We start from the raw sequence: 26,717 nt of genomic DNA, 5'->3' as shown, positions 1-26,717 counted from the left end.
TAAAAGTTCAATAAAATTTTATTAAGTTCTTATGCGAGTTATTATTGGCGTAAAATTATCAACTATATCTATATAGTATTTACTCAATTCTTCTAAAATATCTTCGCATAAATCAGTGCTGTGACCAAGGTTAATTAGAAACTGTTTTGTAAAATATTTTATTACAGATTGATAAGATATATCATATTTATGTGAAGTATAGACCCTAATTATCTCAGGTTTCATAGCGAGTATACCAATACAGGAAAGTATCAATTCGTCATGTTCTATAGATTCTTTTTCATTAACATATCTTTTCATGACCATTTCAGTTACACTTCGTTGATAGCTTAAAATAGCCTCCTCATAAGCTATATCCAAATAAAAGTTTCTATACGCTTCATTTTTTAAAAGAAAACAAAGGTCAGCATTCATAGCAAGAAAGAACATCATCATTGTACCTTCTTCATGATAATTATAGATTAAAGATTGCATTTCATCCCTTATATCTTCATATATTATAGCTCCTATTTCACTTTTACTTGAGAAATAATAACTTATTAAGCCTAAATTTATATTGGCTCTTTCTGCAATTTGCCTAGTGGTTGTCTTGTGATAACCTTGTTCAAAAAATAATTCTCTAGCAGCACTTATAATACTAGCTTTTGTTTCCTTACCTTTTTCTGATTTTGACATATTTACTGTGTATACCTTTCTTTTCAATCTTTTTTTGAAAATTTACTAACTATAAATATCGTAACCGAACCACCTATTATAGGTACTAAAATTCTGTCAAAGACAGTAAGGAAGCCAATCATATTTAAAAATGCTAATATTGCACTTACTATGACAGCACAGATAGCTCCTTTTTTTGTAGCACCTTTCCAGGAAAGACCAATGACAAATGGTGCAAATATCACACCTGTACATAATGGTGCTGGCCAAAATAATAGTTCTAATAAACTGTCAAACTTGAGTGCTATAATTGCTCCTATTATAGCTGTTAAAGCTGAGGCGATTTGAGAGTATTTAAGAGTATTTTTTAAATCATTAAACTCTATATTAGGATGTAATAATTTATTATAAATATCTCTCGATATTATGGCACTCATTGAGGTCATTAATGAGTCAGCAGTGGACATTATGGCAGCTAATATAGCAGCTAAGAATAATACAGAAACTAAAGGAGGTAGAGTTGTTGATATCATTTGAGGTAAAACCTGAACAGATGATATGTTTGGAAATAAACTACCACCAATAGCTCCAATTATGCCTATAGGGAAAGCAAGAAATAATAGTATAAATCCTGCAATAACACTGCTTTTAACTGCATTTTTAGCATTATCAGCACATTGGTATCTCAAAAAACTTTCATAAGAAAATATTGAGCCTAAAACCAATGGTAAAACTGTATACATAAAATCACTAAGCGACTTATTTCCTGGGAAGAATGGTTCTTTTACCATTGATTGTAACATAAGTAAAGGATTGTCGCCAACTAATTTTAAGCTTATATAAGCTACTATTGGCAAAAATACTACACAAATAGCAAGTTGAATAAATGCTGATACTGCAACTCCCCACATTCCTGATGCATAAGTATATATAATGATTACTATGACTCCTACAATTACAGCTATATCATAAGGGATACCAAATGCAGTAGATACAGAACCAAAAGATATTAGTTGACTGCCCATAATAGCTAATATTGATATTGGTGTTACAAGACATTGATAAGCTCTTAAGAATATACTATGACCATATCTAGTTTCAATATAGTCAGCAGGTGTTATATCACATGATAAGCTTCTTAATTTTCCTGCAAAAAACGCATTTACAAAACAAGCTAAAGCCGCACCTATAGTAGAGTACATACCAACCCATAGTCCTCTTTCAGCTCCCCATTGAACTCCACCAACCAAACATCCTCCTCCAAAAGACGTAGCAGCAATAGTTGCGGCAAGTATGGGTAAAGGAAGATTTCTACCCGCAATTAGGAAATCGGATGCTGTTTTAACTTTTTTAGAAAAATAAAAGCCAATCCATATGTACACTGCACATGTAGCAATTAAAAGTAACATAATTTTTTCTCCTTATATAATATTTTTTAAATAAAATTTATAAAATATATTTATAAAATATATTTTATATAAAAGTAAGACAATATTGACTTTAACTGGCTTTGGATTAGTGTAGCTACAATAATTTAACATATTATGTTATGTAAAAGTTAGATAAAATAAGAAAATTGAAAATTCTGAAATTAAAGATTATAATAAACGTTTACTTGATATATTCTTTTTTGTAATTGTAACATGCTTTTATTTTAAAATCAATAGTACATGTATAAAAATAAAAGGAATTTAAAGGGTGAAAAAATATTTTTAATATCTGATTGTAGTATATAAAAAGAAGATAAAAATTATTCTTGAATAAATTTATAATAATTTAAAATAAGTAAAATTTTGATAAAATAATTTAGAATGTATGCTTTGGTGACACTTTATATGGATATATTAATAAAAATAACGATTTAAATTAAGTATAAATGCCTTTTTAGTTCATTTAAGTAATGAAAAAATAAAACCAAAAAGTGTTTGACAATTATGAATTTTAAGAATATAATTAAATTAAAATTATACACATATAAAATTTTGGTTCGAATCATAGAAAGTGTAGAGTTGGATTTGAAATTCAAATTATTATACGTGAATAAAAATAAATAAAGAATAAATTATATTAAGGAGGGGTAGATGTGAGTAGTCAAGAAAGCAAACCAAAAGGAAACCTTATATCAAACTTTAGAGATGATATGAGAGACCCTAAAAAGAGAGCAGTATACACTTACTCAGGTTCTATAAATTTGGCATATAATTTTATAGGCTACTTTGTATCAACAGTAACAAACATATTTTTAACTGATGTAGCAAAGCTTGGGGTAATTATGGCAGGTGGTATGCAAATAATACAATCTTTCATAAAGATGGCTGTGGCTCCGATAACAGGGACTGTATTTGACAAACAACCATTTAAAAAAGGAAAATATTATCCTTGGCTTAGATATACACCAGCAGCATTAGCACTAACATATGGAGTATTTTTCATAGTTCCATTAATGAAAATAAGCCCAACATTGCTTTTACCTTTAATGACAGCATTATTGTTAATAGCATCTTGTGCTCAGCAAGTAGTTTTCACTATAATCTATGCTATTTACCCTGTGGTTACTAAAACACCTAGAGACAGAGTTATAGGTTCGACTACTACAAATATATTCAAAGAAGTTGGAAAATTTTTAGTAGGTTTTTCATATCCGTTATTATTAGTTTTATTTGCAGATGTACTAGGTGGAGAAGGAATGGGTTATTTAGGTACTTATCTATTCTTTGCAGTAGGATGTCTTCTAGTATTTTGGTTTTCTTCAACAGAGATAATAAAGTCTGGAGCAGAAGCTGAAGTACTTCAAAAAGAAGAAAAACCAAAAATTAAAGCAAGTGAAATGCTAAAAGCTTTATTTACTAATGTACCACTTATGATGGCATTCTGTTTAGAGTTTCTTATATGCATAAGATCTATAGGTTTAGGACCTTTAGCTCCTTATTACTTTAAGTATGTAATAGAAGATGAACGTGGATTAGCAGTATTTTTAGCAATAATGCCTTTGGTAAGTGTAGGCTTTATGTTTTTCGCACCAGTATTTATAAGAATTTGTAAAGAACAAAAATTAGCTTCAATAATTTCTTTCTCTATATGTGCATTATGTCACTTGTTAGTTGCATGGACTCCTTGGGGGAGAACAACTTTAGGTGTAACTATGTTATTGGCAATTGGTGGAGGTTTCTCAAATGTAGTATCAATAATAAATCTTAACTTCTTTGCTGGTTCTTGTGATTATGGACATTGGAAATCAGGAAAAGATTTACCAGGTTTAAGTATGTCACTATATCCAGTTGCAATACAAGTAGGTGTATTACTTGCGACTACTATAAGAACAATTTTAATGAATTCAATGGGATATCAAGCTGATATGGTAGTTACAGCAGCAGTTAAAACAGGTTTTATAAATATGATTTCTTACTCTATGGCAATACCTTTAATAATAGCTGTTGTTATAGCAATCTTATATCCAGTAAGTGATAAAAAATTAAATCAAATAAGAGAAGAATTAAATCAAAGAAACGCTTAATAAAAAATTTGAGTAAATGACTTAGTTTAGTTGTGAGAGTAAGTAGACGCAATAGCGTTTATATAAATGAAAATACATATACAGAGGGGGCTTTTAAAAATGATAGAAAAATTATTGAGAAATACAGTAAAAGAATTACATCAATATGTTCCAGGTGAACCAATAGAAAAAGTAAAAGAAAAATATGGTGTAAAAGAAATAATAAAACTAGCTTCAAATGAAAATCCTCTAGGACCATCACCAAAAGCAATGGAAGCTATGATTGAAATGTTAAAACAAGGTCAACTTTATCCAGAGCCAGAAGCTAATGAACTTAGAAGAAAATTAGCTGAAAAATTGAATCTAAAAGCAGAAAATTTCATTGTTGCTAATGGAGCAGATAACGTTATCACGCTAATAGGTGAAGCTTTTATAAATAGAGGGGATGAAGTTATATACTGTGACCCAACATTCCCGTCTTATAGAACAGTAACTGTTAAAAATGAAGGAATACCAGTAGAGGTACCTTTAACAGAGGATTATAAGTATGATTTACAAGGTATATTAGATAAGATTACAGATAAAACAAAGTTAATATGTGTATGTAATCCTAATAATCCAACAGGAACAATTGTAGATGATAAAGAATTGGAAGAATTTTTAAAGAAAGTCCCTGAAAATATTATAACTATATTAGATGAAGCATATATAGAATTTTTAACAGTACCTAATTATGTGGATGGGCTTAAATATGTAAGAGAAAATTACAATGTTATAGTGACAAGAACTTTCTCTAAAATATATGGTCTTGCAGGACTTAGAGTAGGGTATGGTATTGCTAAAGATGAGATAATAAGAACTTTATTTACCGTAAAAGAACCTTTCTCTGCTAATCGTGTTGCGATAAGTGGAGCAACAGCAGCACTTGATGATGATGAATTTATAAAGGAGACATATGAGTTAAATAGAGTTGGAATGGATTATTTCAAAGACGAGTTCACAAAAATGGGATTTGATGTTGTAGATTCACAATCAAACTTCCTTTATGTAGATATGAAAACAGATATACCTAAGCTATTTGAAGACTTAAAACAAAGAGGTTTTGTAATAAGACCAAATGCTACACATGCACGTGTAAGTATTGGAACTATGGAAGAAAACAAGAAATTTGTAGCAGTTTTAAAAGAAATATTAAATCTTAAGGAAGAGCCAAGTATTGGCTAATAGATAGAAATATTACGAAATGGGGTGTAACTATGAGTTTAAAAATAAACGCAGAGAGATGTAAAAGTTGTGAATACTGCGTTATATCTTGTAAAAAAGGAGCATTAAAAATATCCGATAATATAAACACAGAAGGATATACTCATGTAGAAGTCGATGAAAGCAAATGCATACTTTGTGGAATCTGCTATCAAGTATGTCCAGATAATGTATTTGAAATAATTAAAGAAGAAGCATGTCAAGAGGCTTAAAAGGAGTTGGGAGAATATGAAAAAAATGTGGAAGGGGAATCACGCCATTGCAGAAGCAGCTCTAAGAGGTGGTTGTGAGTTTTATGCAGGATATCCAATTACACCACAAACAGAGGTAATGGAATTTTTATCACATAGAATGTCTGAACTTGGAAGAACTTTTATACAATCTGAAAATGAAATGGCTGCTATATATATGGTATATGGAGCATATGCAAGTGGAATGAGGTCTATGACAAGTTCTTCAGGACCAGGAATATCTTTAAAACAAGAAGGAATCTCATATTTATGTGCAAATCATTATCCTTGTGTAATTGTAAATGTGCAAAGATGGGGACCTGGTCTTGGTTCACTAGATTCAGCACAAACAGACTACCTAAGAGACACTAGAGGGGGAGGAAATGGAGATTATCATCTAATAGTTTATGCACCAAATAGTATTCAAGAAACTGTAGATTTAATGTATAACTCATTTGATGTAGCGGAGAAATATAGAGTGCCTGTTGAAATTTTGACAGAAGCAGCTTTAGGTCAAATGATGGAACCAGTAGAGTTTCCTGAATTTAAGAAAAGAGAAGAAGACTTAGGTTGGACTTATGATGGAAGCAATAGAGACCATGCAAAAGTTCCAGATAACCAAAAACCAGCTTTTTGTATGGAAAAGCGTATGAAAATAACTGAAAATGAACAACAATGGGAAGATTATCAAGTTGAAGATGCAGAATATGTGTTTGTAGCGTTCGGTATACCATCAAGAACAACTATGAATGCGGTTAGAAGACTTAGAGAACAAGGCGAAAAAGTTGGAATAATAAGACCAATAACAGTGTGGCCTTTCCCATATAAAGCATTTGAAAAGGTAAATAAAGATGTAAAAGGATTTATCTCAGTAGAGTCAACTGATACAGGGCAGTTAGTAGAGGATGTTGCATTAGCTTCAAAGAAAATATGCAAAGAAAATGTACCTGTTTATGGATTATTTAGTGGAAATCATATACCAAAAACATTACAAGTAATGGACACTTACAGCAAAATAAAATCTGGCGAAATTAAGGAGGTGTTCTAATATGGCTACAGATAGATTAACACCTAGCATTGTTTCAATACCAAATAAATTTTGCCCAGGTTGTGGTCATGGAATAGTAAACCGTATAATAGCAGAAGTGATAGAAGAAAATGGATATGAAAAAAATCATGTATTAACTTTAGGCGTTGGCTGTGTTTGTAATATGAATTTTAGCTGGAATGGAGATAAGATGCAAACCGCACATGGTAGAGCTTCATCTACAGCTATAGGAGTAAAAGTAGCACGACCAGATATGTTAGTTATGACTTATCAAGGTGATGGAGATGCATATGTTATAGGTCTTTCTGAAACATTAAATACTGCATATAGAAATCATAATATAACTGTGTTTGTAATAAATAACAATAACTTTGCAATGACTGGTGGTCAAATGTCATGGACTACTATGCCAGGTCAAGTTACAACAACAAGTGTAAATGGAAGAGATATAAAAACTACTGGTAGTCCATTAAAAGTTCCTGAAATGGTGGCAAATTACTTTGATGTAGCCTATGTAGCAAGAGGTTCAGTTCATAGTCCAAAAGAAATAATTAATCTAAAAAAATATATAAAAAATGCTATAGAAGCTCAATTGAATGGAGAGGGATATTCATTGGTTGAAATATTAGCACCTTGCCCAACTAACTGGGGTGTATCATTAGAAAAATCTATCCAGTGGATTGAAGAAGAAATAGTGCCATATTATACTCTTGGCGAATTTAAGCAAAGGGATGGTGAATAGTTATGGAAAAAGAGTTAGTATTTGCAGGATTTGGTGGTCAAGGAGTCTTAACTTTAGGTTTAATTGTGGCTGAATCAGCACTTGAATTAGGAAAACAAGTTACTTGGATGCCAGCATATGGTCCAACTATGAGAGGTGGAAAAGCATACAGTGTGGTTAAGTTTTCTGATGAGAGTATAGGTGGACCTGATATGGAAGAAATAGATGTTTTAGTAGCAATGAATAAGCCATCCTTAGATTATATAAATTTAGTAAAAGAAGGAGGAACAGTAGTTATTAATACGTCTGCTATAGATGAAAATATAGTATTAAGAGAAGATGTAAATGTAGTTAAAATAAATTGTCAGGAATTAGCTCAAAAGGCAAACAATCCAAAAGCCGCAAATGTAGTAGTTCTTGGAGCATTGGTTGCAAAAACAGGATTATTTGAGAAAGAATTAGCTATAAAAACTATGTGTGATTTCTTTGAGGAAAAAGGAAAAGGCAAATTTAATGTTCAAAATGAAGCAGCATTCATGGAAGGCTATAATAACGCCATTTAATAAATTACCCTTATCTTAAGTGATTCATCTCAAGATTTAGCAAATCTTAAGTGCCAAGAGAAGCTTTATCTTGAGATGGAATTTACTTAAAATCACAACTATAAACATATAGGAGAGTGAATTTATGAGTTTGGAAAAACTTATTAGACCAAAGAGTATTGCTATAGTAGGAGTTACTGATAAACTTGGTTTTGGTAGAAGTGCTGCACTTAGCATAGTAAAAAGTAAAGATACAGATAGAGTATATTATGTAAATCCAAAAAGAGAAGAGTTATTTGGCAGAAAATGTTATAAGACAATACAAGAAGTTCCAGAAGTTGTAGACTGTGTGGTAGTATGCACACCTAGAAATGTAGTTCCATCTGTGTTAAAGGATTCTGGAGAATTAGGAACAAAGGCGGCAGTGGTATATGCTAGTGGATTTGCAGAAGAAGGAACAGAAGATGGAGTAGATTTAGAAAATCAACTTATAGAAATATCTAATACATATGATATGAAAATATTAGGTCCAAACTGTATGGGATTACTAAACTGTATAGATAAAGTTAATCTATGGGCTGGTGGTTCTAAGTGGGATTTGGATACTAAAAAACCAGGGATAGGAATTGTAGGGCAAAGTGGATTTATAACTGCAGAAATTGTTTCAAGTGATTATTTTAATATATCTTATGGTTTTTCAACAGGAAATGGAAATATAGTTACACTAGAAGATGCAGTAGACTTTCTTGTAGATGATAATTATGCATCAGTAATAGCTATTTATCTTGAGGGACTAAAAAATCCTCAAAAATTTATAAATGCACTAAAAAAAGCAGCTCAAAAAAGAAAACCAGTAATAATCTTGAAGTCAGGAAGGTCAGAAAAAGGAGCTATATCAGCTGCTTCCCATACAGGAAACTTAGCTGGTTCAAGTAAAGCTTTTGAAAGTATTTTTGAAAAGTATGGAGTAATTTCTGTAGAGAATTTAGAACAATTTATGAGTTTAGCTCAGGCTTTTAGTGTCTTAGAGGGTAATTTACCTAAAAATTCTAATTTTGCAGCAATAAACTTCTCAGGCGGAGAAAATACTATTTGTGCAGATTTAGCAGAAGAAAATTGCGTAGAACTTGCAGAAATATCTGCTGAAACTAAAGAAGAGATGAAAAAATATCTTCCAGGATTTGCAACACCTAAAAATCCATTGGATGCTACGACTGCATTATTCCATGAAAAAGATATGATAGTAGGATTATTACACACATTTGATAAAGATGATAGTGTTGGATTTACTATGATAGGTGCAAATATAAGAGATGAAGAAAATGAAATGCATGAGACTCTTTGTCAAGCTGTAAGCGAAGCTAGAGAGCAGGGATTAAAGAAACCTGTATTTGCAGTTCCTACACTTGAAGGAAATAGATATCTGAATTATAGGGCTAGGTTAGAAAACAGCCAAGTACCTATAATGTCATCAGTTGGGACTACATTTACTTGTTTCAATAAAATGGCTAAATTTGTAGATTATGATTATTCAAAGAGAACTTTAGAATTTGAAGCTGTTAAGAAAAGAAACTCAAATAATGTAGTAGCTTTATCGGAATTAGACAGTAAAATTGAAATGAAGAAATATGGAGTACCAGTGCCAGGTCAAGGTATTGCAAAAAGTATTGATGAATTGGATGAAATTTTAAATTATATAAACTATCCTGTTGTCCTAAAAATAAACTCTTCAGAGATATTACACAAGTCTGATGTTGGAGGAGTCAAAGTAGGAATTAATAATAGAGAAGAGGCAGTAAACGCATATAATGAGATTTTAACTAACGTAAAAGAAGCAAAGCCAAATGCCAAGATTGATGGTATATTGGTTCAAGAAATGGTTGAAAGTGGAATAGAAATAATTATTGGTATAACTAATGATGACCAGTTTGGACCAATGTTATTGGTTGGTTTAGGTGGAGTGTTTGTAGAAGTATTTAAAGATACTACTTTATATCCTTTGCCTATAAATCATGATGAAGCTATAATGATGCTTAAGAAGTTGAAATCATTTAAGCTTTTAAATGGATACAGAGGTAGTGAACCTTGTGATGTTGATGCTCTTGCGGATATGATGGTTAAATTAGGTAAATATGCTTATGAAAACAAGGATGAGGTTAAGGAAATAGATTTAAATCCTGTGTTCGTATATCCTAAAGGAAAAGGTGTATGTGCAGTAGACGCCTTAATAGTTAAATATAAATAGTTAACAAGTTTTGGTATTCAACCATAATTAAAGTACTGACTGAAAATCACACTAATTTATAGATTGTGATTTTCAGTCACCCCACATTTAATACACCTTATCTATTATACTAAAAATTTTAATGGTAATATTTTTATATTGTTACAGGTGGATTTGTTGGTACTGAATATGTACGAGTAGCCAATTCTTGGTCTACAAAGAATAACCCACCTTCTCCAGCAAGTTTAACACGTTTTATATTGTCTTCGCAAGTTGTCTCTTCTTCTGCTTGTTCAGATATAAACCAAAGTAAGAATTGAGAAGTTCTAAAGTCTGCTTCAGAGTTTGCTACAGCAGCTAGATTGTTTATTAAAGCAGTAACTTTTTGTTCATGAGCTAATGTACGCTCAAGAACATCCATTGCAGAAGTGAAATCTGCATCTGGCATTGGTATAGCATCAAGCTGAACATTTCCTCCTACATTATGTAAGTATTTGTAGAAATACATAGCATGGTCTGTTTCTTCTTTATATTGAACATAAAACCAATTAGAAAATCCTTTAAGTCCTTCTGCTTCAAGGTAAGAAGACATAGAAAGGTAAAGATATGCAGAATATAATTCATGGTTAATCTGTTCATTAAGTAATTTTTCCATTTTAGCTGAAATCATTTTTATACCTCCAAATTTTAAACGCTCTTATAAGATATAATAATATTAAATGGAAAAATATTCAACAAAAGTGATTAAATATTTTAATATTTTACATATTTAATCAAAACTTATACTACCATTAAAAAAATTATAGCTTACTATGGCTACAGAACCAATTAGTGGTGCATTTGCTCCAAAATTTGAATGCCTTACATTTATTTTTTTATATTTAGAAAAACTTGCTGAAGCAGTCAATTTCTTTAATAATGTATTTTCTATAAATGTACCAGGAATATTAAAGTCATAACCTATTATTATAGAACTACAATCAATTAAGGTAAGTGTATTTACTAATGCATATGATATATATGTACAAAATTCATCAAGTAAAAACATACCTAGATTATCCTTGTTATTGGCTTCATCTATTAACTTGACTAGAGAAAAATCTTTACAATTAATTAGTGGAGAATCTGGATAAATATGACTTAACGATTCAATTCTTTTAATTAACTTACTCACACTTGTATAATAGTCTAGACATCCATTATTGCCACAACTGCATACTGGACCACTAAAATTAATAGATGTATGCCCTATTTCACCACTTTGCCCTAAATTACCAGTGTGAAGTTTATTTTCTAATACTAAACCAGCTCCGATTCCATTCATTATATGTAGATATATATAATTTGGAATATCTTTACCTAGACCATACATTTTTTCAGCCAAAGCACCTGCATTAGCATCATTTATCAAAAATATAGGTAAATCAGATATTTCTCCTATAAAATTTACTATGTTTAGGTTTGATACGTTTCCAAAGTCTGGAGGATTTAATATTATACCATTTATATTATCTACAGGACCTATTGAAGAAATCCCAATTCCAATTATATCTCTTTTGTTATTTTTCATTATTTTAGAAAACATTCGTTTTATTATATCTTTTAAAACGTCATTTGACAGATATTTAGGGTAAGTCTCAAAAAGTTGTTTGACAATATTACCTTTTAAATCTGCAATGATTACCTTACAAATATTTCTTCTTATCAAAATGCCACAAACACAAGGAGAGATATTAGAAATATCTAATAAAATAGGTTTACGACCTGATGAATGTGCATTTAAAGTTGATGATTCTATCTCTCTAATCATATTTTCATTAATAAGTTCAGTGACTAGGTTTGATAAAGTCATTTTAGTAAGACCTGTAGATTTAGCTAAATCAACTCTAGACATAGGAGTATTTGTAGAAAGTAGTTTCAGTATTATTAACTTATTTTTAATTTTTACATCTTTTATGTTAGAACCTTGTTTGTTGCTCATCGTAGATCTCCTTAAAAAAGTTAAGTATTTTTATGTATTTTCATATATATACTATGACCTTATAATAGAATAACATTTGATTAAGTTCGAAAATACCATTAATTAGAATATATCACATTATATATTAGAATAGCACTAAAAATATGTTATAATAGTATGAAAAAATATTAAAGTAAGTTAAGGTATACAATAATAAATTAGGATTTGAGGTGAAATACTATAGATAAATATACAAAAGAAGAATTGATACAAACACTAAGAGTTGTATTTTCAGTTATCGTAAGATGTGAAAAAGCACAACTAAAGTTTATGGAAGGGACTTCTCAACACTCACTCCTTAAGAATAGGATAAAAGCAATGTATATTTCAAAATCATTAATAACAGATGAAAATATAATTGATAAATATACAAAAGAAGAATTAATAGAAGCACTACGACCCGTATCTTCAAGTATAGGCAAATGTTGTGAAAAAGCACAGTCAAAATTTGCAGAGGGTACTACTAATTACAAACGATTTAGAAATATAATAAAAGCAATGTATATTTCTAAATCATTAATAACAGACGAGATTAATAGAAGAAGTTAGATTCCAGATTTTTAAGTTATTAGAAGCTTATTTTTTAGGTTATTTTGAAAAAATAATTATTCCTATTTCTAAAATGGGAAAGTCATTTTATATAATCAATTAGAATAATAGTCATCCACTTAAATGCTATATTTTTGTGCCCTTTCTTAACTTTTTCATATCTAAAATTTTCTATTTTAATATCATGATGAAGGATTAGTCATACCTGCTACACTTGTTACTATAATATTTCTGCTTAAATTTATTACAATTGTTCCTGCACATGTAGTTACAAATACAATAATAAGGGTTTCAAGAGCAAAACCGAACATTAAAGAAAGAAGCAGTGAAATATTGATTGTTATTTTTCTCATTAACTGTAAAATAACAATTAGTACAATAAATAGAAAGAACAGTGTAATAGCAAATAACATGCAAATGATAAATGATAATATGATTTTTGAAAAAAACAAATCCTAAATTGTCTTTGTGCTGTTATTGAAAAGAGCTACAGTACCACCAGTCAGTACAGGTATTAAAGATAGGAGCAGAAGAGAAATCATTTTTTTGACTCCTTGGTTCTTATCTCCTACGCAATACATTATATTTCGTTTATTCAAATAAAGCAATAAAAGATATCTTTTATTGCTTTTTATAATATGTTTATTCAATAGTGAAAGTCTTATATAATTTTTATTAAATTTTTATATGCAATAAATTTCATTATTGTATAATATTAAAATGAATACAAAGTGTATTTACTATCTTTTATTACAAATTGTTACCAAATATGTATACATTAGAATTAAAAAATGGAAAATTGTAACTAAAATGTAAATTTTTTCTCTAATCTATCTAATATTATGGAAACTTTTTGTAATTTATGATATAATAAGAAACATATAATTATTAAATTATAATAAATGACTATAGCGTAGATGTATTACTATGTTATAGTCATTTTTGGATTAAACTTGATATATCAAGGGGGAAGAATATGAGAACAATTAAAAGAGTTTTAGCATTAGGTTTAACATTAGCTATATTTCTAATGAACGCACCTAATGTAAGTGCATTAACATCAGATACCATTAAAGGTAAGAACATATACGAGACGGCTGGATTAATAGCAGATAAAACGAGTTATGATACAGCAATTGTGGTAAATATGGATAGTTCTATAGCAGATGGTCTTTCAGCAAGTGGTCTTGCTGGTGCTGTAGATGCTCCGATTTTACTTGCTCAAAAAAGTAACATACCAAATGAGACAAAACAAAGATTAAAAAATGTAAAAAAGATATACATAATAGGTAAAGAGTTATCAATAAGTAAGTCAGTAGAAACTGAACTTAAAAATACAGGAGCACAAGTAACTAGATTAGGTGGAGATGATAGAATAAAGACTAGTTATAGTGTTGCCAAAGAAGTAAGTAGCATTAAAAAAGTTGATGAAGTTATATTAACTAATGCATATAAAGGAGAGGCTGATACTATAAGTGCTGCACCTGTCTCAGTAAGAGATGTAGCTCCTATAGTACTTACAGATGGAAAAAGTGTTCCTTTTTCAACAAGTAATGTAAAATCATATGCTGTAGGTGGAAGTATTTCTATGAGTACGAGTTTAGTTAACAAGACTAACTCTAAGAGACTTGGTGGTTCAGATAGATATGATACAAATAAAAAAGTTATAAAAGAATTTTATCCAGATTCATCAGAATTTTATTTAAGTGATGGATATGATTTAGTAAATGCTCTTACAGGTTCTACAATTGCTAAAGATAATCCAATTGTATTAGTATCAGAAGATAGTGATAAATCCATACTAGCAGGAGCAGATAAGATTACTAGATTAGGTTCAATAAGCGATAGTGTATATAATAAGTGTGTTTCTGCTGCACAGAATAATGGTGATTCGTCTACAAAAGGGGATTCACCTATGAAAGATGAGACAAGTATATTAGGTGAACCAACAGCTAGCTTAGAAGCTTGTTTAAAATGGGCAAAATCTAAAAAAGCCAATGATTTATTTATAGAATTAATACCAATACTGTATGATACAGCTGTTCAAGAAGGTGTAAATCCTGTTTTAGCTGTAGCTCAATCAGCAAAAGAAACTGGTTTCTGTAATTTTGGTGGAGTATTAGATGCATCTTTTAAGAATCCTTGTGGACTTAAGACTTCTGTTGGTGGTTCTGATACTGACAAAAATGCACACTCAAAATTTGATACTTGGGAAGAGGGAATACTAGCTCAAATTCAACATTTATGTCTATATGCAGGACAACAGGGTTATCCACTTTCAAATCCAGTAGACCCTAGACATGAAAAATCTTTGTTTGGGAAAGCTAAAACAGTTGAAAGTCTTTCTAATAATTGGGCTGGTGGTCAATATGGACAAGACTTAGTTAGAATGATGGGAGAAATTGAGGCGACAAAGTAATTAAATTATTAATTTAATGGTTATATTTAATGAGTTTCATTAAATAACCAATTCAAAATTACAAATAAGGAAAATTTATTATGAAAAAGAGTAATGTTTTTAGTATTATATTTCCTACAATCATAATGTTATTGGTGTTTTTGACTTTTGCTACAGATATATTCAATATACCAGATATTCATTCTAAAGGGATTTTTGTAATAGGGATGATTTTAATTTTTCCAATTGCCTTTTTAATTCAAGGGATAGTTTGTGTATTGAGTAAAACCAACTGGATTTTATCACTTGTAGTATCTTTAATAACTTATATAATATTAATGTATATGTTTTTAAATGATTCAGCATATATCTATATTTTACTTTATGCCGCTTTTTATATGATTGGATATATAACCACTAAAATTTGTCAAAAAATGCAAATTTTTAAAAGATAAATTAACCAAAATATATTACTAAGGAAGTGTCTGCATTGATTTTTTTAAATCAAAAGATAGACACTTCTTTTATTGTAAAAATAAAATATTTATTTAAGAGGAAGTATTGTAAATAAAATTTAACTATTATCATTTTCTTTTAACAATTGTATACAATAAACCTGTAGTATAATTAAGATAGATAAAATAAAGGGAGGGATAATATGAATTTAATTGATAATCATATTCATACTAATTTTTCAAGTGATGGAAAGGATTCAATGGAAGATACAATAAAAAAAGCTATAAGTATAGGTGTTAGATATTTAACTTTTACAGACCATTTAGAACATGATGAAGGGAAGGGATTTTGTATAGATTATAACAACTATGTCCCAGTGTTTAATACACTAAAAGAAAAGTATAAAAAGGATATAGAATTATTGTTAGGTGTTGAAGTAGGATATAGAAAACATTTAAAAAATGAAATAAAAGATGTAATAAGTTCACATCCTTTTGATTTTATATTGTGTTCAACTCATACAATTGATAACGTACCTGTTCCATCAAAAAAATACTTTGAAGGACTTAGCAAAGAAGATGCGTACTATAAATATTTTAATAGCATACTTGAAACTAATCATGAGTTTAAAGATTATAATATATATGGACATTTAGATTATATATCTAGATATGGGATATATTCAGATAACAGAGTAATATATAATGATTTTAAAGATATTATTGATGAAGTTTTAAAGTCAATAATTAATAATGGAAGTGGAATAGAGTTAAATACATCTGGTTATAGATATGGATTAAATGCCATACATCCAAATGAAGATATCTTAAAAAGATATAGAGAACTTGGTGGTTTTATAGTTACTGTAGGTTCTGACTCTCATAGAGTAGAAGATATCTGCAAAGATTTTGATGTGGCTTACGATATGCTTAAATATCTTGATTTTAAATATGTATCATTATTTAAAGAAAGAGAAACTTATTTTTTAAACATAGAAAAAGTTAAATCTAATAATATAGCATAAAGAACTAATATGGCATATAGAGTCTTTTTAAATAATTTGAAAGTTAGTATAAAAATTAATAGCAGAATATTGTATCCTCTAGGAAAATACTAGAGGTTTTTATTTTGTAAAAAATGATAATAGAGAAGAGTTTAAGTTTAAGAAAAATGATTGTCTCAAATTAGAAAACTATTACTATTATATTTAACTATTATATCTTTTTATTATGATATAATAGTTAAATACATTAACCTATCTTTAAATCATGCAAATTATTAGAAAGAAGGGATAAAGTTGTCTAATAAAAATAAAGAAAATATAACCTTAAGCAATCAAATCACAGAATCAACTCAACAAACTTTAACAAAAGAGGCTATACTACATATACCAATGAGCAACTATGCTTATGGCTATGATAGAGAAACATTACATATAAGAATTAGAACCAAAAAAAATGAGGCAAAAAAAGTGACCTTAAGGATAGGAGACCAATATGTATGGGACAAAGGAGGTGCAGGAGGAGGGAATCTAAATGCATCTGGACTTGGTTGGTCTGGTGGAACAAATATAACAATGAACAAAGAAGTAGAAACAGAATTATTTGATTATTGGATAGCTGAGTGTAAGCCTTTAAATAAACGTTCGAGATATGGATTTATAATAGAAGGTCAAGAAGAAAAAATTTTATTTACAGAGAAAAAGATAATAAAATTAGGAAACGAAAATGATGAAAAAGAGTTATGCGAAATAAGTAATTTTTTTGGATATCCATATTTGAATTATATAGATATACCTAAAGTTCCAGATTGGGTAAAGGAAACTATTTGGTATCAGATATTTCCTGATAGATTTGCAAATGGAAATCCATCTATAAATCCAGAAGGAGTAGATATATGGGGCGCTATTCCAACAAGAGATAATTTTACAGGTGGAGATTTACAAGGTGTAATAGACCACCTAGATTATTTGAGCGATTTAGGGATAAATGGAATTTATTTTTGTCCTATTACAGTTGGAAAAACTAATCATAGATATGATACGATGGACTACATGGAAATAGACCCTACCTTAGGTGATAAATCTACTTTGAAAAAACTAATAGAAGAAGCCCATAAAAGAAATATAAAAATAATGTTGGATGCTGTATTTAATCATATAGGATATTATTCTAAGCAGTGGCAAGATGTAGTTAAAAATAAGAATAATTCGAGATATAAAGATTGGTTTTATATAAAAGATATAAGTAAAGTTGATACTCCAATAGAAGAAATAGATGAAAAAAACATACCTTATGAAACTTTTGGGTGTGAAAAATACATGCCAAAACTTAACACAGAAAATTCAGAAGTAATAGAATATTTATTGCGTGTAGGGAGGTATTGGATACAAGAATTTGATATAGATGCATGGAGATTGGATGTATCAAATGAAGTAGATCATGTTTTCTGGCGAAAATTCAGACAAGAGATTAAAAGAATAAAACCTGATATATATATATTAGGAGAAATTTGGCATGGAAGTTTACCATGGTTGATGGGAGACCAATTTGACTCAGTTATGAATTATTTAATGTCAGAAGCTATGAAACAATTTTTTTGTACAAATGAGATAAATGCTGAAGAATTTAAATACATGATAAATGATGTAATAGTAAGCTATCCAATGCAAGTTAATGAAGTTATTTTTAATTTACTTGGAAGTCATGATACTACTAGAATATTGAGCTATGCTGATGGAAATGTGGATAAATTTAAACTTGCATATTTGTTTATGTTTATACAATCAGGAGGTCCGTGTATATACTATGGTGATGAAATAGGAATGCAAGGAGAACTAAGTCCAGTATCTGAAGGACAAAGAAAATGTATGGAATGGAATGAAGGAAAGTGGAATAAAGATATACTTGATTTTATGAAGAAGATTATTAGACTTCGTAAATCAAATAGAGAACTTAGAACTGTATCAAATGAATGGATACTAGCAGATAAAGAAAATGGAACAATTATATTAAGGAAAGAATCTATTACAATAATAATAAATAATTCATCCAAAGATTTAACCTTAAGATTACCAGATTATTTGGTAAATAGAAAAGTAAAAGATTTATATGAAGAAAAAATAGTTGATTTAAAGGAAGAAATAACATTAAAAAAATACAAGTTTATTATTTTAAAATAATATAACCATGTGTTTGTTAGATTATACTATAACTTTTTATATTATTTAAACAAAGTATCATTAATTATAATAAGTGAATTCAGTATAATTTTATATACAAATTATTTGCAGTAAAACTTGTTAAGTAAAGTTTTTATTTGAATAAAAATTAATATTGAAATTTTTAATTATTTTGTAGTTAAGTAAAGATGTATAATTACTGAATAAGTAGAGGGAAGGGAAAACATGAATGACTATGAAGAATATATAGTTATAGTAAAATCTAGTATCGTGAATCTAATTTTAGGTTTAATATTTTTATCAATTGGGATTGTATTAATTGTATTTTGTGTATATATTAAACAGTACTATATATTATTAATTACTCTTGTACTTACAATATATGGATTAATTTCAATTCTCAAATATACAAGAAAGTATATTATTTTTGATTTATATAATATTAAAGTTCGTAAATGTATAGGGAGTGAAAAAGAGTATTCATATAATGATATTACTAGAATTTCAATAAATAATAAGAAACAGGAATGTCCAGTTAATATATATGTGGATAATAATAAAATTGCAACTTTTTTTGTATCGGATAAAAGTTATATGTCTGCTATAGCGGAAATGAAGCGAAGAGAGTTACCATTTGATGATAAAAGTATAGACTATATATCAGATATGCCACTTTGGATTCCAATTCCATCTAGTGAGATTAAAAAATTTTGCAATGAAGCTTCAAGAAAACTTGAAAAACAGGTTAAAGAGGATTTGTGTAAAATAGAAAAGGAGTTTGGAAAAGATATATCCTTTTCTTTTGGTATAGATGTTGAAGAAAAAACATTTGTATGTGTATTTTTAGTATGTATTATGAAGAATGGCAACTATACAAAAGTTATAAAAAAATACAGAGGAAAAAAAGCATGGGCTATGTTTCCTGTATATATAGTGGGTCCACAACTATATAAGAAAGAGATTGAAGATGGCAAATTTATTTGTAATATAAATTATTTAAATGCTTTTTCTGGAAAGATGTGGTCAAATTTTTCTAAAATGATAAAAAAATATGGTGTGCAAGAGAGTGAAATAGAAGTTGATTTTGAATTAAAGAGTGAATTGGATTAAATAGTTCTATAGAGAATATCTTAAATATAAGGTATAGACACAAAATAAATTAATTATTAGTCTAAAAAATCCTTATAGAGAAAGGGGTACAAGAATGCTAGAAGCATTTATATTTGATTTAGATGGAGTGATTACAGACACAGCATATTATCATTATTTAGCTTGGAAAAAACTAGCTGATGACATTGGCATAGATATAGATATAGAATTTAATGAGTCTTTAAAGGGTATAAGTAGAATGGAGTCATTAAATAAAATATTAGAATATGGATATAAAAAAGATTTATTTTCAGAAGAAGAAAAAATGAAAATGGCAGAAGACAAAAATAACTATTATGTATCTTTAATAAACAAAATAACTTCAAATGATATTTTGCCAGGTATAAAAAATTTACTTGATGATATAAAAACTAATGATGTAAAGATAGGGTTGTCTTCTGCAAGCAAGAATGCTACAAATGTATTAAAACATCTAGGCATAAGTGATAAGTTTGATTTTATAGCAGATGCGTCAAAATGTAGGAACACCAAACCATATCCAGATATATTTCTTATGTCAGCAAAGGGACTTGGTGTAAATCCTAAAAATTGTATAGGAATAGAAGATGCAAGTGCAGGTATTGATGCTATAAACTCAGCCAATATGTTTTCTGTTGGAGTTGGAGATTATAAAAATCTAAAAAAAGCAAATTTACTTGTAAATTCAACAAGTCAGTTAAATTTTAAGTATATATTAAGTGAGTATAATAAGTATATAGTTAGGAGCATTATATGAAATGTTTGTTTGATAATATAAATGAGTGGAAAGTTATACAAGACAAGATTGAAATTAAAGAAAATAGATTAGCAGAGTCTATAATGAGTATAGGCAATGGTTATATGGGTATGAGAGGAAACTATGAGGAAAGATATAGTGGAGATAGCCATAGAGGTTCTTATATAGCTGGAGTATGGTTTCCTGATAAAACTCGTGTTGGATGGTGGAAAAATGGATACCCAGAATACTTTGGTAAAATTCCTAACTCAGTTAACTATATAGGGATAAGAATTTTCATAGATGGGGTAGAGTTAGACCTTGAAAAATGTAATGTTGAAAATTTTTATAGAGAATTAGATATGAAAAATGGTATTTTAAAGCGTAAATTTACTGTGAATATTAATGGTAAAAAATTTGAAGCTAATATAACAAGATTTTTAAGCGTATCAGTTAAGGAATTAGCTGTAATAAAGTATGATATAAAAGCTTTGAATTCTAGTGCTAAAATAAAATTTATTCCATACTTAGATTCAAATATAAAAAACGAAGATTCAAATTACGAAGAAGAATTTTGGAATGCAGTTTCTTCAAGTTCCTCAGAATATAGAGGAAATATACTTTCACGTACAAAAGAAAATACATTTAAGACACCCATATTTACAGTAGGTGCAACGATGCATATTAAAACAAGAGGTAAAGTAGATGATATATCTTATTTAAGTACTGATAATTACTGTGAAAATTCAATAACAATGGATGTTTTAGAAAACGAAACTATTGGAATAGAAAAGTATGTAACAATAACTTCCAATAGAGATTATAGTGAAAATGAGTTATTAAAGAAATGTGATGATATCTTAAATATAGAAATATCTAAAGAGTATGAAGAAATCTTAAATGAACATACAAAATTGTGGAATAAAAGATGGGAAAGTGCAGATATAAAGATAGAAGGAGATAAGAGTAGTCAACAAGGTATAAGATATAATCTATTTCAATTATTCTCGACTTATTATGGAGAAGATTCAAGATTAAATATAGGGCCAAAAGGTTTTACTGGTGAAAAATATGGAGGTGCTACTTATTGGGATACAGAAGCATATTGTCTTCCAGTATATTTAGGTGTAGCAGATAAGAGTGTAGCAAGAAATCTTTTAGTATATAGATACAATCAGCTAAAGCAAGCAAAAGATAATGCAAAAAAACTTGGACTTAAGGGAGCACTATATCCAATGGTTACTTTCGATGGAGTGGAATGTCATAATGAATGGGAGATAACATTTGAAGAGATTCATCGCAATGGAAGTATAGTATATGCAATATATAATTATACAAATTATACAGGTGATTTTGGATATATAAAAGAAAAGGGCATAGATGTAATAGTAGAAGTAGCTAGGTTTTGGGCTAGTAGGGTACATTTATCTACAAGAAAAGATTTATATATGATACATGGAGTTACAGGTCCAAATGAATACGAAAATAACATCAATAATAATTGGTATACTAATTATATAGCTAAGTGGTGTTTAGAATATGCTGTAGAAAATATCTTAAAATTAGAAAAAGAGTACAGTGAATGTATTAAAAGAAATAATGTAAGTAAAGAGGAAATTGAGGACTGGAAAATAATATCAAATAAAATGTATTTGCCATATGATGAAGAATTACAAATAATAGTTCAAAATGATAATTTTTTAGATAAGGAATTTATAGAGGTAAAGGATTTGCCAAAAGAGAATCTTCCTCTTAATCAAAAATGGTCTTGGGACAAGATTCTTAGGTCATGTTTTATAAAACAAGCAGATGTGTTACAAGGAATTTATTATTTTGGGAATATGTTTACTAAAGAAGAGAAAAAGAGAAACTTTGATTTTTATGAAAAATATACTGTACATGAGTCTTCTTTATCTTCTAGTGTTTATTCTATTATTGCTTCTGAAGTAGATGACTTAAAAAAAGCTTATGAATTATACTCAAGAACAGCTAGGCTTGATTTAGATAATTATAATAATGATACTAATGATGGTCTTCATATAACTTCAATGTCTGGCTCATGGCTTTCTATTGTACATGGATTTGCAGGGATGAGAACATGGAATGAAACACTATATTTTGAGCCTAAGTTACCTCAAGAATGGAATAATTATTCTTTCAATATAAATTATAGAGATAATAATATCCATGTTGATGTATATAGTAATTTAATTAAGATAGAAAATTTAAAGGGAAAACCAATAAAAATTATTGTATATGGAGAAGAGTATGTATTAGAAAAATCTATAGAAATTAATAGAAGTAAATTAAAATAATGTCTTAGTGTATAAATAGTTAAAATAAATTTATCTAATTTTAAATTTATTTTAACTATTTTTTATTTAATGCAAACCTATATATTATAACAATAATCGTGCTTTAAATTAAATATATTACATAAATCTTCATAAAATCTTCATAATTTCGTAAAGAATATGTAACAAAAGTAGGGTATATTGTATTCTGTAGAGAATATAAGGGAGGAAATAATTTATGAAGAATAAGAAGTTCATTATAGCAATACTGATAATAATAGTTGGAATAGGTGTGTTAGTAAAAGAATATTCAATTAAAGAGATAAATAAGGCTGATATAGATGTTAGTAAGTATATAGAATATGCTGATTTAGCAAGTGAAAATAATGCACAAGTTAATTGGAAGTATGTAGCTTCTATCATTGCTGTATTAAATAAAAATAAGTTAGAAAAAGTTAATGATTCACAAATAAAAGAAATATCAGATTTATTTGTTAAAGATTTTTCTAAAAATAATAAAGTAGAAAATTTAAGTAGTGTTTTAGATGAGTTGAAATTTAATAATAAACAAAAAAGATTGGTTAATGATTATATAGAGGACCTTAAAGATTATGGAATAAAGCCAGAAAGATTAAAATCTGATACACAATATATGAAATTTATTAATGAGATTGAAACATCTGCTATACAAAACTATAAAAATTATAAAATATTGCCATCTATAACCATTGCACAAGCAATAATTGAATCTAGTTGGGGTAAATCAAGTTTAGCAAAAGAGTATAATAACTTATTTGGTATAAAGGCTGATGCCTATTGGAAAGGAAAATCAGTTACTTTAGAAACAAAAGAACATTTAGATACAATTATAGATGATAAATTTAGAATATATGATGATAAAAGTGAATCTATAAAAGACCATGCAGAATTTTTAGCTACAAATAAAAGATATAAAGCCAATGGTGTATTTGATGCAAAAACATATATCTATCAAGCTAAAGCATTAGAAAAAGCAGGTTATAGCACTGCAAAAGATGAAAGTGGAAGTAACATATATGCAGAACGTCTAATAGAATTAATTCAACAATATAATCTTCAATTAATAGATAGTGAAATTCAAAGTAAATTGTAACTTTGGTGTAACATAAGGGTGATATATTTATCGAGGAGGTGGATTTTATGAAAAAAATATTCTCGGTATTTACAAGTTGTATGATTATTGCAACTACTATCACTGGATGTAGTAGTAGTGAGGTTATTAATGACACATCATCTATGTATAATGTCAAAAATCTGGACTTTAATTTTGAAGTAAAACCAGAAACTTTTGAGGTATCAGTAGAATCTAATGGTTTAAAGGAAAAGATATCTGAACCATTAAAAGAAAGGAAAGTATCAAATTTTAAACAGACAAAAACAGAGACATCATGGACATATCCTGATGAAAACATAGACATAAATATAAAAAAAGAGGAAAGCTATTTAGATGTAGATATTAAATCTAATTCAGAAAAAGAAGCTAGTTTTAATTGGCCAAGAATTGAAGGAGAAAGTTATGTGTTACCACTTTATGAAGGTAAATTTATACCAAGTGATGATAAATACTGGAAAGAGCATTTAAATGAATCAGCTTACAATGTCATAGAATCCTTTTCGATGCAGTTTTTTGCAGTAAATAAGACAAAGTATTCTGTGCTTTATATTATTGAAAATGAATTTAATAATGAGATTAAATTTAATTCTAAAGATAAAATTAATTTTACATTTACACATGAATATCCAAGTATAAATAAAAATAAAGAGTATGGATTTAAAATATATTTGACTGATAAAAATATTACAGATGTGGCAAAAACCTATAAAAATTATATAGTTGATAAAGGTGAGTTTAAAACATTAGAAGAAAAATCTAAGGATAATAAAAACATTGAAAAGCTTTATGGAGCTCCTCAGATTTATTTTGCAGACAAATCTATAATAACAGTAGGTGATATTAAATGGGACAAATTAAAGGAAAATTTATCAGATGATTTAATTAATTGGATGAAAGAACTCCTAAGTAAAAAACCTGATAATAGTGAATTTATAACTGTACTTAATCAAATAAAAACCCAAGATTATATAGATAAATATCAAAAAAATCAAATAGTTCAAGCCTTTAATCAAGTTATGCAACTAAATACTTTTTATAATAGTAAGGTTTTTGATAGTAATGATAAAGAAATAAAAAAAGTACTAGATAAAGGAATATCTAAATTAAATAGAGTAGAACTTATAGAGTTTAACAAAAAGTTATTAAAGTTAAAATTGGGGAATAGTGTGAATAAAATTGATACATGGGCAAGATATAATACAATTGATGTAATTAATGATATGAATAAATCTGGTATTGATAATGCTTGGATAGGGTTTGATGATATGGAAGAAGGTTATGTATCACCAGAAATAGTCAAAAGAGCTAATGATTTAGGTTATCTTGTAGGACCATATGATTCATATCATTCTATACACAAGCCAGGGGAAGAAAAATGGAGTACAGCATCATTTAAAGATAAGTCACTATATGAAAATGCTACTATAGAAAATAAAAAAGGTGAAAAAGAATCTGGATTTCAAGGAGAAGGAAGACAACTAAATCCTACATTATCTTTACCAAGTGTAAAAGAGAGAGTAAAAAGTATATTGAATGAGGGGTATGAATTTAATTCTTGGTTTATAGACTGTGATGCTACAGGAGAAATTTTTGATGATTATTCTCCAAATCATATAACAACACAGTCACAAGATTTAAAAGCTAGACTTGAAAGAATGTCATATATAAGAGATAATGCAAATATGGTTATAGGTTCAGAAGGAGGAAATGACTTTGCAAGTAGCACTATAGCATTTGCACATGGGCTTGAAACACCAGCGTTTGCTTGGGTAGATAAAGATATGAGTAAGAACAAAGAAAGTGAATATTATGTTGGTAGATACTATTCTCCAACAGGAGGAGTGCCAGAAGTCTTTTCAAAGCAGATACCTGTAAAAGAAAAATATAAAAAAATATTTATAGACCCAACTTATTCTTTACCTTTATTTAGATTAGTTTATAATGATTCTGTTGTATCTTCTCATCAATGGCTATGGGGAACTTTCAAAATTAAGGATGAAGTTGGAAGTAGAATGATGAAAGAAGTATTATATAATACACCACCTATGTATTATATAGATAGAACTGAATGGGAAAAACATAAAGGTGAAATAATTTCTCATGATAAAGTATGGTCAGAGTTCAATAAAAAGGCTATTAAAAGAGAAATGACAGACTTTAAGTTTATTTCTGATGATAGATTAGTTCAAATGACTAAATATGGAGATGATTTAAAAGTAGTAGCTAATTTCTCTGAAAAAGATGTTAAATATGAAAATGAAATTGTAAAATCAAATTCTTTGGTAATATATGATAATAATAAGAAAATTATGTATAAACCAGAATAATAGATTTAATGAAAATAAATTCTATCAAACTCACATATAAAATAATATTTAATTAAACTATACAAAATGGTGACTATAATTAATTTTAATAATTAAGATAGTCACTATTTTTATATCATTTTTAATATTGAAAGCTTTACTTCAGTAATATTAAATATCCTAATTATTCTAATATATGTCATACTCATTGTGCCTCTTAATAAATATAAGTTTTATTTTTATTTTAGACAATATATTGACTTTTTGTATTTGAAATAGTATTCTTAGATAAGACACTATATTGTCTAATTGAAGTAATAT

21 protein-coding genes are annotated in these 26,717 nt (G+C 28.4%); 17 read left to right on the top strand and 4 right to left on the bottom strand.

Going from position 1 to position 26,717, the window contains the following annotated elements; all coding sequences use genetic code 11:
- Window positions 1-21 precede the first annotated feature (21 nt).
- Both IC218_RS06345 and IC218_RS06340 read right to left on the bottom strand, forming a co-directional pair.
- Entirely contained in the window at window positions 22-675 is a 654-nt protein-coding gene (locus IC218_RS06345; RefSeq protein WP_227434875.1) for a TetR/AcrR family transcriptional regulator, read from the bottom strand.
- A 23-nt stretch (window positions 676-698) separates the two neighbouring features.
- A complete protein-coding gene (locus IC218_RS06340) occupies window positions 699-2,063 on the bottom strand; it encodes a sodium:solute symporter family protein (protein ID WP_227824045.1) in 1,365 nt (454 codons plus the stop codon).
- 674 nt (window positions 2,064-2,737) lie between these two features.
- On the opposite strand from IC218_RS06340, the gene IC218_RS06335 reads away from it, so the two are divergent.
- From IC218_RS06335 to IC218_RS06305, 7 genes are all read left to right on the top strand, one after another.
- The gene (locus tag IC218_RS06335) at window positions 2,738-4,168 is read left to right on the top strand and encodes an MFS transporter (protein WP_227434873.1); all 1,431 of its coding nucleotides are present in this window, start codon (window positions 2,738-2,740) and stop codon (window positions 4,166-4,168) included.
- A 99-nt stretch (window positions 4,169-4,267) separates the two neighbouring features.
- The gene (hisC, locus tag IC218_RS06330; protein ID WP_227824044.1) at window positions 4,268-5,371 is read left to right on the top strand and encodes a histidinol-phosphate transaminase; all 1,104 of its coding nucleotides are present in this window, start codon (window positions 4,268-4,270) and stop codon (window positions 5,369-5,371) included.
- A gap of 32 nt (window positions 5,372-5,403) precedes the next feature.
- The gene (locus IC218_RS06325; RefSeq protein ID WP_227434869.1) at window positions 5,404-5,622 is read left to right on the top strand and encodes an indolepyruvate ferredoxin oxidoreductase subunit alpha; all 219 of its coding nucleotides are present in this window, start codon (window positions 5,404-5,406) and stop codon (window positions 5,620-5,622) included.
- A 16-nt stretch (window positions 5,623-5,638) separates the two neighbouring features.
- Window positions 5,639-6,688 carry a 3-methyl-2-oxobutanoate dehydrogenase subunit VorB gene (gene vorB, locus IC218_RS06320; RefSeq protein WP_227482503.1) on the top strand — a complete coding sequence of 350 codons (1,050 nt, stop codon included), beginning with the start codon at window positions 5,639-5,641 and terminating at the stop codon, window positions 6,686-6,688.
- Window position 6,689: 1 nt separating this feature from the next.
- A complete protein-coding gene (locus tag IC218_RS06315; RefSeq protein WP_227434863.1) occupies window positions 6,690-7,430 on the top strand; it encodes a thiamine pyrophosphate-dependent enzyme in 741 nt (246 codons plus the stop codon).
- Between the two features lie 2 nt (window positions 7,431-7,432).
- Complete coding sequence (locus IC218_RS06310) at window positions 7,433-7,972, top strand: 2-oxoacid:acceptor oxidoreductase family protein (RefSeq protein ID WP_227482504.1); 540 nt, start codon at window positions 7,433-7,435, stop codon at window positions 7,970-7,972.
- Window positions 7,973-8,096: 124 nt separating this feature from the next.
- Window positions 8,097-10,196, top strand: coding sequence for an acetate--CoA ligase family protein (locus IC218_RS06305; RefSeq protein WP_227824043.1), 2,100 nt, complete (start codon window positions 8,097-8,099; stop codon window positions 10,194-10,196).
- 133 nt (window positions 10,197-10,329) lie between these two features.
- Here the strand turns inward: IC218_RS06305 and IC218_RS06300 are convergent, their stop codons facing one another.
- Together IC218_RS06300 and IC218_RS06295 are read right to left on the bottom strand one after the other, a co-directional pair.
- Window positions 10,330-10,845 (bottom strand): ferritin, encoded by a 516-nt coding sequence (locus tag IC218_RS06300; RefSeq protein ID WP_227434858.1) that lies wholly within the window; start codon window positions 10,843-10,845, stop codon window positions 10,330-10,332.
- A gap of 99 nt (window positions 10,846-10,944) precedes the next feature.
- Window positions 10,945-12,156, bottom strand: coding sequence for an ROK family transcriptional regulator (locus IC218_RS06295; protein ID WP_227434857.1), 1,212 nt, complete (start codon window positions 12,154-12,156; stop codon window positions 10,945-10,947).
- Between the two features lie 357 nt (window positions 12,157-12,513).
- Between IC218_RS06295 and IC218_RS06290 the strand changes: the two genes are divergently transcribed.
- From IC218_RS06290 to IC218_RS06245, 10 genes are all read left to right on the top strand, one after another.
- Window positions 12,514-12,744: a hypothetical protein gene (locus IC218_RS06290; protein WP_413927319.1), complete on the top strand. Its 231-nt coding sequence runs from the start codon at window positions 12,514-12,516 to the stop codon at window positions 12,742-12,744.
- A gap of 976 nt (window positions 12,745-13,720) precedes the next feature.
- Complete coding sequence (locus tag IC218_RS06285) at window positions 13,721-15,163, top strand: cell wall-binding repeat-containing protein (RefSeq protein WP_227824042.1); 1,443 nt, start codon at window positions 13,721-13,723, stop codon at window positions 15,161-15,163.
- Between the two features lie 80 nt (window positions 15,164-15,243).
- On the top strand, window positions 15,244-15,597 hold the full coding sequence (locus tag IC218_RS06280; protein ID WP_227434853.1) for a hypothetical protein: 354 nt from the start codon (window positions 15,244-15,246) through the stop codon (window positions 15,595-15,597).
- A gap of 203 nt (window positions 15,598-15,800) precedes the next feature.
- Window positions 15,801-16,622: a histidinol-phosphatase HisJ family protein gene (locus IC218_RS06275; protein ID WP_227434851.1), complete on the top strand. Its 822-nt coding sequence runs from the start codon at window positions 15,801-15,803 to the stop codon at window positions 16,620-16,622.
- Window positions 16,623-16,895: 273 nt separating this feature from the next.
- Window positions 16,896-18,779, top strand: coding sequence for a glycoside hydrolase family 13 protein (locus IC218_RS06270; protein WP_227824041.1), 1,884 nt, complete (start codon window positions 16,896-16,898; stop codon window positions 18,777-18,779).
- A gap of 225 nt (window positions 18,780-19,004) precedes the next feature.
- Window positions 19,005-19,889 (top strand): hypothetical protein, encoded by an 885-nt coding sequence (locus IC218_RS06265; protein WP_227824040.1) that lies wholly within the window; start codon window positions 19,005-19,007, stop codon window positions 19,887-19,889.
- Window positions 19,890-19,983: 94 nt separating this feature from the next.
- On the top strand, window positions 19,984-20,664 hold the full coding sequence (gene pgmB / locus IC218_RS06260) for a beta-phosphoglucomutase (RefSeq protein ID WP_227824039.1): 681 nt from the start codon (window positions 19,984-19,986) through the stop codon (window positions 20,662-20,664).
- Window positions 20,661-22,958, top strand: coding sequence for a glycoside hydrolase family 65 protein (locus tag IC218_RS06255; RefSeq protein ID WP_227824038.1), 2,298 nt, complete (start codon window positions 20,661-20,663; stop codon window positions 22,956-22,958). Before pgmB ends, IC218_RS06255 begins: the two co-directional genes overlap by 4 nt.
- A gap of 217 nt (window positions 22,959-23,175) precedes the next feature.
- A complete protein-coding gene (locus IC218_RS06250; RefSeq protein ID WP_227824037.1) occupies window positions 23,176-24,069 on the top strand; it encodes a glycoside hydrolase family 73 protein in 894 nt (297 codons plus the stop codon).
- A gap of 47 nt (window positions 24,070-24,116) precedes the next feature.
- Window positions 24,117-26,417, top strand: a complete 2,301-nt coding sequence (locus IC218_RS06245) for a glycoside hydrolase (RefSeq protein ID WP_227824036.1) — start codon at window positions 24,117-24,119, stop codon at window positions 26,415-26,417.
- Window positions 26,418-26,717: the final 300 nt, after the last annotated feature.

The sequence above is a fragment of the Clostridioides sp. ES-S-0005-03 genome, assembly GCF_020658455.1.
Taxonomy (GTDB): Bacteria; Bacillota; Clostridia; order Peptostreptococcales; family Peptostreptococcaceae; genus Clostridioides.
This window is presented reverse-complemented; position numbering and strand designations above follow the sequence as displayed.